We start from the raw sequence: 12,304 nt of genomic DNA, 5'->3' as shown, positions 1-12,304 counted from the left end.
GAGGGACCGATGCCGGATCGCCCGACGCGCCGCGTGATGCTCGGCACCCTCGCGGCCGGCCTCCTGGCGCCCCGGCCGGTGCAGGCGACCTGCCTCCTGACCCCGCAGGCGGTCGAGGGTCCGTTCTACCTCGATCCCCGCCTCCTGCGCTCGGACATCCGCGAGGACCGGGACGGCACGCCGCTCGCGGTCTCCCTCCAGGTCGTGACGTTGCGCGACTGCGCCGCCCTGCCGGAGGCCCGGGTCGATCTCTGGCACGCCGATGCGCAGGGGCGCTACTCGGGCTACCCCGGCCAGGGCGACCGGGGCGCGTCGACGGTCGGTCGGACCTTCCTGAGGGGCACGCAGGTCGCCGACCGGGCCGGCCGCGTGGCCTTCCGGACGATCTATCCGGGCTGGTACCCGGGCCGCACGCCGCACCTGCACGTCAAGGTGATCCTGGGCGGGCGGACGGCGCTCACGGGCCAGATCTATTTTCCGGATGCGGTCAGCGACAAGGTCTATGCCGGATCGGCTTACGCGGGCCGCCCGCGGCGCGGCCGGATCGGCAATGCCCGCGATGTTCTGCTGCGCCAGGACGACCCCGAGGGCCGCGGCATCGCGACGGTCCGCCCGGTGGCCGAGGGCCAAGGGGGTGGGGGCTACGAGGCGGCGCTGACGCTGGTAATGAAGCGGGCGTGAGGGATCTCCCGCGGCGCCGAGGCCGCGGGACACCGGAGCGAGGACCGAAACGGGCGGCCGGGAAGCCCGGCCGCCCCGACGGCCTCAGGCCGTCATCGCGGTCTTCAGGTTCTCGTCGATCTTGTCGAGGAAGCCGGTGGTCGAGAGCCACTTCTGGTCGGGGCCGACGAGCAGCGCGAGGTCCTTGGTCATGAAGCCGGCCTCGACGGTGTCGACGCAGACCTTCTCCAGGGTCTCGGCGAACTTCGCGAGATCGGCGTTCGAGTCGAGCTTGGCGCGGTGCGACAGGCCGCGGGTCCAGGCGAAGATCGACGCGATCGAGTTGGTCGAGGTCTCCTTGCCCTTCTGGTGCTCGCGGTAGTGGCGGGTCACCGTGCCGTGGGCGGCCTCGGCCTCGACGGTCTGGCCGTCGGGGGTGAGCAGCACCGAGGTCATCAGGCCGAGCGAGCCGAAGCCCTGCGCGACGGTGTCCGACTGCACGTCGCCGTCGTAGTTCTTGCACGCCCAGACGTAGCCGCCGGACCACTTCAGGGCCGAGGCGACCATGTCGTCGATCAGGCGGTGCTCGTAGGTGATGCCGGCCGACTGGAACCGCGACTTGAACTCGGCCTCGTACACCTCCTCGAAGATGTCCTTGAACCGGCCGTCATAGGCCTTGAGGATGGTGTTCTTGGTCGACAGGTAGACCGGGAACTTGCGGGCGAGGCCGTAGTTCATCGACGCGCGGGCGAAGTCGCGGATCGACTCGTCGAGGTTGTACATCGACAGGGCGACGCCGGCGCCCGGGAACTTGAACACCTCGCGCTCGATGACGGTGCCGTCGTCGCCCTCGAACTTGACCGTCATGCGGCCCTTGCCCGGCACCTTGAAGTCGGTGGCGCGGTACTGGTCGCCGTAGGCGTGGCGGCCCACCACGATCGGCTGGGTCCAGCCCGGCACCAGGCGCGGCACGTTCTTGCAGATGATCGGCTCGCGGAAGATCACGCCGCCGAGGATGTTGCGGATCGTGCCGTTCGGCGACTTCCACATCTCCTTGAGGTTGAACTCCTTCACCCGCGCCTCGTCCGGGGTGATGGTGGCGCACTTCACGCCGACGCCGTGCTTCTTGATCGCCTCGGCAGCCTCGATCGTCACCTTGTCGTTGGTGGCGTCGCGGTGCTCGACCCCGAGGTCGTAGTATTCCAGCGGAACGTCGAGGTAGGGGTGGATCAGCTTGTCCTTGATGGACTGCCAGATGATCCGGGTCATCTCGTCGCCGTCGAGCTCGACGACGGGGTTCGCCACCTTGATCTTCGCCATGTCTGATCCAGCCTTCCGTGATCCGGGGCCGCCCACAAGCCCGCGTTGGCTAAGCGGCCGGCCGTGGCGCGGTCATAGCGCGCTGCACAAACAGGGGGAAGCGCCGGGGCGGAATGGATTTTCTCAAGCGCCACGAAAAAAGCCCCGGCGCGGGGGCACCGGGGCTGCAAGGAGGTCCGCACTAACAACACGGATCGGGGCCGGTGGGTTCCCGTCCTCGGCCGGCCGCTTCATTTCGGGGCCGGTTTCCGATATCGATGAGCCGGGTCGAGCTCTTTCGCGCCGGACCATGATCGAGAGCCTGCACCTTCGCAATTTCAAGAGCTTCGCCGACGCCACCCTCACGGTCGGCGGACTGACGGTCGTCGTCGGGGTGAATGCCAGCGGGAAGAGCAACCTGCGGGATGCGTTCCGATTCCTGCATGGGATCGGGCGGGGGTACACGCTGCCGGAGATCATTGGCGGGAAGTATGGTGAGGGTGGTTACCTTGAGTGGGGGCCGCTGCGGGGGACTACGTCCGAAATCGTCAGGTTTGGACAGTCGAACTTTGCTCTAGAAATCGTCGGCAGGCTCGCGGGTGGCCGCCAATTTCGCTATAAGATTATCGTGCCGCGTGAAGATGTGGGTGGTCGATTCTATGTGGGGGCGGAGTCTCTTCAGCTAGAAATCGGAGAAGAGGCACAAGCAGTATTTCATACTCTGAATGCGCCGTTCGGGCGTGATGTTGGTCTATGGTTCAGAGGCGACCCGATGGTCGTGATTGGTACAACGGACGATCATGGCTACCTCAATCGGGCTATCCTTCGAAGCGATCGGCCGATCCTGACGCAACTTACGGCTTGGCATGACGTCCCACAGTACCTGCGCAACACAATAGAACAAGTTGCCGCCACCCTCGCCGCCATCCGCTTCCTCGACCTCTCCCCCGAAGCCATGCGCCGGCCCTCGTTCCCCGGACAGACGGTCCTCGGCGAAAGCGGCGAAAACCTCGCGACCGTCCTCCAAGCCCTCTGCCTCGACCCCGAGCGCAAGCACGCCCTCATCGCCTGGATCTGCGAGCTGACGCCGCTCGAAATCGCCGATTTCGAGTTCGAGAGCGACGCCACGGGCCGCATCATCCTGTTCCTGAAGGACGCCGAGGGCGGCCGCATCTCGGCGTTCAGCGCCTCGGACGGCACGCTCCGATTCCTCGCCATGGCGGCGGCGCTCCTGTCGGATTCCGGCCGCAGCTTGTTCTTCTTCGAGGAGATCGATACCGGCCTGCACCCGTCGCGGATGCGGGTGCTGATCGACCTGATCGAGCGGCGCGTCGCCGAATCCACCCTCCAGGTCGTGACCACGACCCATTCCCCCGATCTGCTCACCCTGGTCGGCGACAAGACCTTCGAGAGTACCTCGGTCGTCTACCGGCCGCCCGGCGCCGGCGGGTCGGTGATCCGCCGGGTCGGCGAACTGCCGCGCATCGCCGAATTGCGAAAGACCCAGACCCTCGGCCGGCTGCATTCTTCCGGCTGGTTCGAGGACGCGCTGTACTTCGACGATCCGGCCGAGGCGGCCGAATGAGATTCCTCGTGATTCCCGAGGATTTTCGCAACGACCAGCACCTCCTCGCCCCGATCCTGACCGCGCTCCTCGCCTCGCTCGGCTTCGCGCGGCCGAAGCTGAAGGTCTGCCTCGATCCGCTCATCGGCGGCATCGACGAGGCGCTGAAGCCGGAGCGGCTGGACGAGGTAGTCGAGCGCTACCGCGGCATGGTCGACGTCTTCCTGCTCTGCGTCGACCGCGACGCCAACCCGCATCGCCGTGCCCGTCTCGATGCCATCGAGGCCCGCTTCGCGCCGCTCGTCTGCTTCCTCGCCTGCGAGGCGTGGGAGGAGCTGGAGACCTGGGCGCTCGCCGGGCTCGACCGGCCGGGACCGGCGCCCTGGGCCGCGATCCGCGCCGAGCGCGACGTGAAGGAGCGCCATTTCGCGCCCCTGGCGGCCGCCCGCCGGCTCTCGGCCGAGCCGGGCGGCGGGCGCCGGACGCTCGGGATCGAGGCGGCCAAGCGCGTCGACCGCATCCGGCAGCGTTGCCCCGAGGATTTCGACCGGCTGGCCGGCCGGCTCGCCGCGTTGAGACTGCGTGACTCATGACCGAATCCAACCGCCCCATCGTCATCCTGGTCGAGCCGCAGCTCGCCGAGAATATCGGCATGACCGCCCGCGCGATGGGGAATTTCGGGCTCGACGCCCTGCGCCTCGTCGCCCCGAAGGGCGGCTGGCCGATGAAGGGGGTGCGCGAGACCGCCTCGAACGCCACCCACGTCCTCGACGGCGCCACGATCTTTGCCACCGTCGCCGAGGCCCTGGCCGACCTGAATTACGTGCTCGCCACCACGGCGCGGGAGCGGGGCCAGATGAAGCGGGTCTTCGGGCCCGACGAGGGCATGGCGGAGGCGGCCGGGCGCCTCTCCGCCGGCGAGCGGGTCGGCATCCTGTTCGGGCGCGAGCGGGTCGGGCTGTCGAACGACGAGGTGTCGCTGGCCGACGCCATCGTCACCTTCCCGGTCGATCCGGACCACGCCTCGCTCAACCTCGCCCAGAGCGTGCTCCTTGTCGCCTACGAGTGGCGCCGGGCGGCGGGCCGGGCGGTGCTGCCGTTCTCCGGCGCGATGCGCTCGGGCGCCGCGCCCCGCGAGGCCCTGATCGCGCTGTTCGAGAGCCTGGAGGCCGACCTCGACGCCGCCGGCCATTATCCTCCGGCGAAGCGCGACGGGATGATCCGCAACATGCGCGACATGTTCCACCGCATGGCGATGACCGAGCAGGACGTGCGCACCTTCCGGGGGGCGCTGCGGGCGCTGGCGCGGCGCTCCCCGGAGGCGTGACGCCTACAGCTTCGCGTGAAGCCTACAGCTTCACCACCAGCTTGCCGAAGTTGCGGCCCTTGAGCAGGCCGATGAACGCCTCCGGCGCGCTCTCCAGCCCCTCGACGACATCCTCGCGGTAGCGGATCTTCCCCTCGCGCAGCCACTGGCCGACATCCTTGAGGAAGGCCGGCCCCTGGTCGGCGAAATCGGAGACGATGAAGCCGCGGAAGTTCAGGCGCTTGCTCAGCACCGCGCGCATCAGGGCCGGCACCCGGTCGGGCCCGGGGGGCAGTTCGGTCATGTTGTAGTTGGCGACGAGGCCGCAGACCGGGATGCGGGCGAAGTCGTTGAGGAGCGGCAGCACCGCGTCGAACACAGCCCCGCCGACATTCTCGAAATACACGTCGATGCCGTCCGGGCAGGCGGCGGCCAGCGCCGCGGGCAGGTCGCCGGAGCGGTGGTCGACCGCCGCGTCGAAGCCGAGATCCTCGGTGAGGTGGCGGCACTTGTCGGCCCCGCCGGCGATGCCGACCGTGCGGGCGCCTTTCAGCTTGGCGATCTGGCCGACGAGCGAGCCGACCGGGCCGGTGGCGGCGGCGACCACCACGGTCTCGCCGGGCTTCGGTGCCCCGATGGTCAGGAGGCCGGTATAGGCGGTCATGCCCGGCATGCCCAGCACGCCGAGCGCCGTGGTGACGGGGGCCGCCGAGGGATCGAGCTTGCGCAGGCCCTGGCCGTTCGACACCGAGAAGTCCTGCCAGCCGCCATAGGCCAGCACAGTGTCGCCGACCGCGAAGCCCGGATGGTGCGAGGCGACCACCTCCGACACCGTGCCGCCGACCATCACGTCGTTGATCTCGACCGGCTTGGCGTAGGATTTCGCCGCGCTCATCCGGCCGCGCATGTAGGGATCGAGGGAGAGGTAGCGGTTGCGCAGCAGCACCTCGCCCTCGTGCGGCACCGGCACCGTGCCGCGCTCGAGGCGGAAATGGGCGGGCGTCGGCTCGCCGTGGGGCCGGGACGCCAGGACGATGCGGCGGTTCACGTCGGACATGCGGGGACCTCCCTGCAGGGATCGTTCGACGCCGGTCGCGGTCGCGGTCGCGGTCGCGGCCGGCATGGGTCGCAACTGGGACGAGAGGCCCCGCGCGTCAACGCCGCGCTGGCGGCGGAGCGTCGGTGCCATACCTGTCCGGGCAGCCGCCGGACGGCCGGTCCGGGGCGATCCGCGACCCAAGGATTCGGCATGCTCCCGTCCTCCCTCCTTGCCGGCGCCCTCCTGCTCGCGGCGGCCGCCATGGCGGTGCCGGCCACGGCGGCCGGCACCGATCTCGACCGCTACCGCTGGACGTCCCGGGTGCTGGTGATCGCGGCCGAGGCCGGCGATCCCCGCGCGGCGGCGCAGGAGGCGATCGTCGCGGCGGCGGCAAGCGGGATGGGCGAGCGCGACCTCGTGGTGGTGCGGGCGATCGGGGAGGGGAGGGAGGCCGCCTCCCTGCGCCGCCGCCTCGGCCTGCCGGCGACGGGATTCCGGGCGGTGCTGGTCGGCAAGGACGGCGGGGCGAAGCTCGAGGCCGCCGAGCCGATTCCGGCGCAGACGCTGTTCTCGACCATCGACGCGATGCCGATGCGGCGCGAGGAGTCGGCGGGGCGCCGGAACTGACCGGCCCGCCACGAAAAAAGGGCCGCCCCGCCGGGCAGCCCTCCTCCGATCGCGGTGTGCCCGCCGTTCAGTAGCAGCGGGTCACGAGGACGCGGCGATAGCCGTAGGGCGTCCAGCGCACGCGGGGCACCTCGTAGCAGCCGCCGCCATAGCCGTAATCGTAGCCGCCGCCGTAATAGCCGACCGGGGCGTAGCCGCCATAGCCGTATCCGCCGTAGCCGTAGCCGCCGTAATACGGGTAGGCCGTGGCCGCCGCGAGTCCGAGCCCGACGCCGAGCCCGAGGCCCGCCGCGCCCCAGCCGTAGCCGCGGCGATAGCCGTAGCCGCCGCGCCAGCCGCCATAACCGCCGCGCCAGCCGCCGAAGCCGACGCCGCGGTAGCCGCCGAAGCCGCCGCGGTAGCCGCCGAAGCCGACCCCGCGATAGCCGCCGCCGAAGCCCCGGCCGAAGCCGCCGCCGCCGAAGCCGCCCCGGAAGCCGCCGCCGTGGAAGCCGCCGAAGCCTCCGCCGCCATGGAAACCGCCGCCGCCGAAGCCGCGCGCCTCGGCGGTGGCCGGCACAACCAGCAGCGCGCCCGCGAGGACCGCCGACGCCGCCAACATGCCTTTCATGATCCGATCTCCTGATCGAGAGATGACGTGTACCCCCAGGCCCTCAGAACGTCGCAGCGCGACGGTTGGTTCGTGCTGCAAAACGTCACGATCGCTCTATACCGGTACCCCGAAAACCGGCCCGGCGGCCGGGAGCGGGCCAACCCGGCCAGGACCGGGCCGGGCGCGAAGCGGCACGAGAGCGGAGAGGCACATGGCGGGACTGGCGGGACGGATCGGGGCGTTGCTGCTCGGGGCGGGATGCTGCTGGCTTCCGGCCGGCCCTGTCCCTGCGGCGCCCGGCCCCGCCCCTGCGGCCTCGTCTCCCGCCTCCGCCCCCGCGGCCCTGTGCCGGCCGCAGACCCACGAGGGCCAGGCCTACGCCGTCTGCACCGTCGACCTGCGGCGCGCCCGGGTGAAGCTGTTCTGGCGCGGGCCCGACGGGCTGCCCTACGGCTCGCTCTCGCGGCTCGCCGGCCAGCAGGGCGAAAAACTCGCCTTCGCGATGAATGCCGGGATGTACGATACCGGCCTCGGCCCCGTCGGCCTCTACGTCGAGGACGGGCACGAGCTGAAGGCCGCCAACACCGCCAACGGCCCGGGCAACTTCCACATGAAGCCCAACGGCGTGTTCTACGTCGCCGGGGACCGGGCCGGAGTGCTCGAGACCGGGCGCTACCTGAAGGCGCATCCGCGGGCCGAGTTCGCGACGCAATCCGGCCCGATGCTGGTGATCAACAACCGCATCCACCCCAGGATCTCCGAGGACGGCCCGTCGCAGAAGATCCGCAACGGCGTCGGCGTGCGGCCGGACGGGCATACCGCGGTGTTCGCGATCTCGGAGGCGCCGGTGAGCTTCGGGGCCTTCGCGCGGCTGTTTCGCGATGCCCTGGGCTGCCCCAACGCGCTCTTCCTCGACGGCAGCGTGTCGAGCCTCTACGCCCCGTCGCTCGGCCGCCAGGACCTGAGCCGGCCGCTCGGGCCGCTGGTCGGGGCGGTCGTCAAGTGAGGCGGGCGAAGGGGCGGGCGGTTCCGTCGAGGCCGAAAATGCTCTAGGGGGACCACGATGAACCGCACCGCGCTCTATGCCGGCTCCTTCGATCCGGTGACCAACGGCCATCTCGACGTGGTGCGCCAGGCCTGCCGCCTGGTCGGCCGCCTCGTCGTGGCGATCGGCGTGCATCCGGGCAAGACCCCGCTCTTCTCCGCCGAGGAGCGGGCGGAGCTGATCCGGGCCACCTGCGGCCCGCTCGCCGCCGAGACCGGGACCGCGCTCGAGGTCGTCACCTTCGCCGACCTCGCGGTGGCGGCGGCGCGCCGGCACGGCGCCAGCCTGTTCATCCGCGGTTTGCGCGACGGCACCGATCTCGACTACGAGATGCAGCTCGCCGGCATGAACGGCGCCATGGCGCCGGAGGTGCAGACCGTGTTCCTGCCGGCCTCGACCGGCGTGCGGCCGATCACCGCCACCCTGGTCCGCCAGATCGCCGCCATGGGCGGCGACGTGCGGCCCTTCGTGCCCGCGGCGGTGGCCGACCGCCTCGGCGCCCGCTTCGCCCCGTCCGCCTGACGCGGCCGACTTTTCCACCCAGGAGACCCCCATGATCCGCTGGCTCGCAGCCCTGGTGCTGTCCGTCGCCGCCCTCGGCATCGCCGCCCCGGCGAGCGCCGCGCCCGACCAGAACACCGTCTACCTCGACACCAAGGACGGCCGGATCACCATCCAGCTGCGCCCCGACCTCGCGCCCAAGCACGTCCAGCAGATCAAGACGCTGACGAAGCGCGGCTTCTACAACGGCATCGTGTTCCACCGCGTCATCGACGGCTTCATGGCCCAGACCGGCGACCCGACCGGCACCGGCATGGGCAAGTCCGACCTGCCGAACATCCCGGCGGAGTTCTCCAAGGCGCCGTTCAAGCGCGGCACCGTCGGCATGGCCCGCTCGCAGGACCCGAACTCGGCCAATTCCCAGTTCTTCATCTGCTTCGGCGACGCCCCGTTCCTCAACAACCAGTACACGGTGGTGGGCGAGGTGACCTCGGGCATGGACGTGGTCGACAAGATCAAGAAGGGCTCCTCGGCCCAGAACGGCAGCGTGCAGAACCCGGACAAGATCGTCCGGATGAGCCTGGCGCAGGACGGCCAGTAAGCCTTGCGCGGCGGGCTTTTCCGCGCCGGCCTCGCGCTGGCGGTGTCTGGCTCGCCCGCCGCCGCGCAGTTCGACGTCTACGACAACCCCTCGGTGCTCTCGCTGCCGACCACCCTGCGGGCGACCGTGCGTGTGCCGGTGACGGCGAATCCCGCGGGACCGGCCGACACCCTCGCGGCGCTCTATCCCCGGCTCGCCGCCTGCTGGCGCGCCCCGGCCGATCTCGGAGCCGCCGCGATCACCGCGCGGTTCGCGCTGCGGCGGGACGGCAGCCTGCAGGGCCGCCCGCGGATCACCTTCACGCGCGTTCCGCCCCGGCAGCGGGACGCGCTCGTCGCCGAGACCCTGGCGTCGCTCGCCCGCTGCACCCCGGCGCGGCTGACGGCGGGGCTCGGCGGCGCCGTCGCGGGGCGTCCCATCGCCCTGCGTTTCGTCTACCCTGGTCCGAATCAAGGAGACCGACCATGACCGACAGCAACCGACTCGTGATGGAGACCAGCAAGGGCCGCGTGGTCATCGAGCTGCGCCCCGACCTCGCCCCCAACCACGTCGAGCGCATTACGACCCTCTCGGAGCAGGGCTTCTACGACGGCGTGCCGTTCCACCGCGTCATCGACGGCTTCATGGCCCAGACCGGCGACCCGACCGGCACCGGCACCGGCGGCTCCGAGCTGCCCGACCTGAAGGCCGAGTTCAACGCCGAGCCGCACGTCCGCGGCACCTGCTCGATGGCCCGCACCAACTTCCCGCACTCGGCCAACTCGCAGTTCTTCATCTGCTTCTCCGACGCCCGCTTCCTCGACAAGCAGTACACGGTGTGGGGCAAGGTGATTGAGGGCATGGACGTGATCGACCAGATCAAGCGCGGCGAGCCCGTGCGCGATCCCGACACCATCAAGACGATGCGCGTCGAGGCGTAAGCCCGCGCTTTTGAACCCTCCCCCCTCTGCGGGGGAGGGTGGACCCTGCGTCAGCAGGGGCCGGGAGAGGGGCAGCGCGACGCTGATCGAGAGAGCGTCCTTCATCAAGCGCGCGACCTTTCCGGAAGCGGCGTCCCCTCTCCCGCCCCACTCCGTGGAGCACCCTCCCCCGCAGAGGGCAGGGCTGTCCGGGGAAAAGATTGGCGCGGGATCCCCTCTCCCACACGGGAGAGGGGATCCCGCGCTTGATCTTTAAAGGGATTTTCCCCGGCCAGCCCTGCGCAGAGGGGGAGGGTTCAAGTCCGCGCTTCACTGGATGGCCGAGCGTTCCTCACCGGCCAGCAGCCGCTCCGCCGCGAAGACATCCTCCGGCGTGTTGAGGTTCAGGAACGGATCCACCGGCTCCGTCTCCCACGCCGCCTCCGCGGCGTTGTGCCGGGCGATCCACATCCCCACGCGCCGCAGGCCGCGCTCGACGAGGGCCGCCCGCAGGTCGTGGCGCAGGGACACCGCCCAGACCGCATTCACGAAATGCAGCTGCCCGCCCGAGGCCGCCACCGCCACCTCGACGCCGTCTCGCGCCCGCGCCGCGTGGAGGCGGGCGACGAGGTCGTGGGGCAGGAACGGCGTGTCGCCGGCGACGCTCGCGACGTAAGCGACGTCGGGATGGTGGCTCGCGCAGAAATCGAGGGCGGCGAGCACGCCGGCGAGCGGTCCGGGCGCGTCGGGGATCGAATCCGGCACCACGAAGCCGGTGAAGGCGCGAAACCGGCCCGGATCGCCGTTGGCGTTGAGGATCAGCCCGGCTGCGCATTGCGGGCGCAGCCGATCGGCGACCCGTTCGAGCAGGGTCCGGTCGCCGAGCCGCAGCAGCGGCTTGTCGCCGCCGCCCATCCGGCGGGAGAGCCCGCCGGCCAGGATCACCCCGAGGGTCGGGGGCACGCCCGCCGGATCGAGGCTCACTCGATCACGATCCGGGGGGCCGGGCGCGGCCCGGCGCCGCCGCTCAGCGTCGTCCAGAGGTTGGCGGCGATCGCCCGGTAGGCGGCGGCCTGCGGCCCGTCGGGATCGACCGCGACGACGGGGCGGCCGGAATCGGAGGATTCGCGGATCGTCATGTTGAGCGGCACCTCGCCGAGGAACGGCACGCCCAGGGTCTCGGCCTCGTGGCGGGCGCCGCCATGGCCGAAGATGTGCGAGGTGCCGCCGCAATGCGGGCAGACGAAGGTCGCCATGTTCTCGACCACGCCGAGGATCGGCACCTCGACCCGGCGGAACATCGTGACGGCGCGCCGCGCATCGATGAGCGCCAGGTCCTGCGGCGTCGAGACGATCACCGCGCCGGCGAGCGGCGTGGCCTGGGCCAGGGTCAGCTGCGCGTCGCCGGTGCCGGGGGGCATGTCGACGATCAGGACGTCGAGCTCGCCCCAGGCGACCTCGCGCAGGAGCTGGGTCAGGGCCGACTGCACCATCGGGCCGCGCCAGATCATCGCCGTGTCGGCGGAGATCAGGAAGCCGATCGACATCACCGCGAGGCCGTAGCCGTTGAGCGGCACGATGCGCTGGCCTTGCGGCGTGTTGATCGTCTCGGGCTTGCGGTCGAGGCCGAAGAGCTTCGGGACCGAGGGGCCGTAGATGTCGGCGTCGAGCAGGCCGACCTTCAGGCCTTGCGCGCGAAGCGCCAGCGCGAGGTTGCAGGCGGTGGTCGACTTGCCGACGCCGCCCTTGCCCGAGGCCACCGCCACGATGTGGCGCACCCCCGGCAGGGCCGGGCCGGGGCGGGGACCGCCTTGTGGGGCTCCGCCGGGCGCCGCGGGACGCGGGGCCGGGGCGGGGCCGGCGCCCGGCCCGCGCTCGGCGGTGAGGCTCGCCAGCGCCGCCTTGACGCCGGGCAGTTGCAGGACCGCGATCTCGGCCGCCTGCCGCACCGCCTCGAAGGCCTTGGCCTCCGGCGGCGCGATGCCGATCGAGAACACCACCCGGCCCGCGGGGTCGATGACGATCTCCGACAGGCGGCCGGAGGCCGGCAGGCTGGTCCCCGCCGCATCGACCGTCACGCCCGCGAGCGCCTTCAGCACGTCGTCCCGGGTGATCGCCACGTCGCCTCGCTCCTGATTTCGCAGTTCGTCCGTTCCCGCGTCATGTAACCC

General features: G+C 71.0%; 15 protein-coding genes. 10 read left to right on the top strand and 5 right to left on the bottom strand.

From position 1 onward, the window contains the following. The first annotated feature begins 9 nt into the window (after positions 1-9). The gene (locus A5481_RS23565; protein WP_053082305.1) at positions 10-681 is read left to right on the top strand and encodes an intradiol ring-cleavage dioxygenase; all 672 of its coding nucleotides are present in this window, start codon (positions 10-12) and stop codon (positions 679-681) included. A gap of 84 nt (positions 682-765) precedes the next feature. Here A5481_RS23565 and A5481_RS23560 read toward each other — a convergent pair whose 3' ends face one another. Next, positions 766-1,980, bottom strand: a complete 1,215-nt coding sequence (locus A5481_RS23560) for an NADP-dependent isocitrate dehydrogenase (RefSeq protein WP_048433085.1) — start codon at positions 1,978-1,980, stop codon at positions 766-768. Positions 1,981-2,269: 289 nt separating this feature from the next. Between A5481_RS23560 and A5481_RS33840 the strand changes: the two genes are divergently transcribed. From A5481_RS33840 to A5481_RS23545, 3 genes are read left to right on the top strand one after another with little or no spacing between them, the layout of a single operon-like run. Continuing rightward, the gene (locus A5481_RS33840; protein ID WP_048433084.1) at positions 2,270-3,544 is read left to right on the top strand and encodes an AAA family ATPase; all 1,275 of its coding nucleotides are present in this window, start codon (positions 2,270-2,272) and stop codon (positions 3,542-3,544) included. Further along, positions 3,541-4,116, top strand: coding sequence for a hypothetical protein (locus A5481_RS23550; RefSeq protein ID WP_048433083.1), 576 nt, complete (start codon positions 3,541-3,543; stop codon positions 4,114-4,116). Before A5481_RS33840 ends, A5481_RS23550 begins: the two co-directional genes overlap by 4 nt. Then, the gene (locus tag A5481_RS23545; protein WP_048433082.1) at positions 4,113-4,850 is read left to right on the top strand and encodes an RNA methyltransferase; all 738 of its coding nucleotides are present in this window, start codon (positions 4,113-4,115) and stop codon (positions 4,848-4,850) included. Before A5481_RS23550 ends, A5481_RS23545 begins: the two co-directional genes overlap by 4 nt. Before the next feature lie 22 nt (positions 4,851-4,872). On the opposite strand, the gene A5481_RS23540 is transcribed toward A5481_RS23545, so the two are convergent. After that, a complete protein-coding gene (locus A5481_RS23540; RefSeq protein ID WP_048433081.1) occupies positions 4,873-5,886 on the bottom strand; it encodes an NADP-dependent oxidoreductase in 1,014 nt (337 codons plus the stop codon). A 192-nt stretch (positions 5,887-6,078) separates the two neighbouring features. Between A5481_RS23540 and A5481_RS23535 the strand changes: the two genes are divergently transcribed. Further along, positions 6,079-6,495: a DUF4174 domain-containing protein gene (locus A5481_RS23535; protein ID WP_048433080.1), complete on the top strand. Its 417-nt coding sequence runs from the start codon at positions 6,079-6,081 to the stop codon at positions 6,493-6,495. A gap of 67 nt (positions 6,496-6,562) precedes the next feature. Here A5481_RS23535 and A5481_RS23530 read toward each other — a convergent pair whose 3' ends face one another. Continuing rightward, positions 6,563-7,105, bottom strand: a complete 543-nt coding sequence (locus A5481_RS23530; RefSeq protein WP_064504343.1) for a hypothetical protein — start codon at positions 7,103-7,105, stop codon at positions 6,563-6,565. Positions 7,106-7,298: 193 nt separating this feature from the next. Between A5481_RS23530 and A5481_RS23525 the strand changes: the two genes are divergently transcribed. From A5481_RS23525 to A5481_RS23505, 5 genes are read left to right on the top strand one after another with little or no spacing between them, the layout of a single operon-like run. Beyond that, complete coding sequence (locus A5481_RS23525) at positions 7,299-8,093, top strand: phosphodiester glycosidase family protein (RefSeq protein ID WP_064504342.1); 795 nt, start codon at positions 7,299-7,301, stop codon at positions 8,091-8,093. Between the two features lie 57 nt (positions 8,094-8,150). Beyond that, positions 8,151-8,654: a pantetheine-phosphate adenylyltransferase gene (coaD, locus tag A5481_RS23520; RefSeq protein WP_048431655.1), complete on the top strand. Its 504-nt coding sequence runs from the start codon at positions 8,151-8,153 to the stop codon at positions 8,652-8,654. A gap of 31 nt (positions 8,655-8,685) precedes the next feature. After that, positions 8,686-9,234, top strand: a complete 549-nt coding sequence (locus A5481_RS23515) for a peptidylprolyl isomerase (protein ID WP_048431656.1) — start codon at positions 8,686-8,688, stop codon at positions 9,232-9,234. A 42-nt stretch (positions 9,235-9,276) separates the two neighbouring features. Further along, the gene (locus A5481_RS23510; RefSeq protein WP_048431658.1) at positions 9,277-9,702 is read left to right on the top strand and encodes a hypothetical protein; all 426 of its coding nucleotides are present in this window, start codon (positions 9,277-9,279) and stop codon (positions 9,700-9,702) included. Beyond that, the gene (locus A5481_RS23505; RefSeq protein WP_048431657.1) at positions 9,699-10,154 is read left to right on the top strand and encodes a peptidylprolyl isomerase; all 456 of its coding nucleotides are present in this window, start codon (positions 9,699-9,701) and stop codon (positions 10,152-10,154) included. Before A5481_RS23510 ends, A5481_RS23505 begins: the two co-directional genes overlap by 4 nt. A gap of 309 nt (positions 10,155-10,463) precedes the next feature. Here the strand turns inward: A5481_RS23505 and mobA are convergent, their stop codons facing one another. Both mobA and A5481_RS23495 read right to left on the bottom strand, forming a co-directional pair. Continuing rightward, positions 10,464-11,117, bottom strand: a complete 654-nt coding sequence (gene mobA, locus A5481_RS23500; RefSeq protein WP_280818753.1) for a molybdenum cofactor guanylyltransferase MobA — start codon at positions 11,115-11,117, stop codon at positions 10,464-10,466. Beyond that, positions 11,114-12,253, bottom strand: a complete 1,140-nt coding sequence (locus A5481_RS23495; protein WP_064504341.1) for an Mrp/NBP35 family ATP-binding protein — start codon at positions 12,251-12,253, stop codon at positions 11,114-11,116. Before A5481_RS23495 ends, mobA begins: the two co-directional genes overlap by 4 nt. Between the last annotated feature and the right edge of the window lie 51 nt (positions 12,254-12,304).

Source organism: Methylobacterium platani (genome assembly GCF_001653715.1).
GTDB classification, from domain to species: domain Bacteria; phylum Pseudomonadota; class Alphaproteobacteria; order Rhizobiales; family Beijerinckiaceae; genus Methylobacterium; species Methylobacterium platani.
Note: the sequence above shows the minus strand (reverse complement) of the source record. Positions and strands in the feature narration are given on the sequence as shown.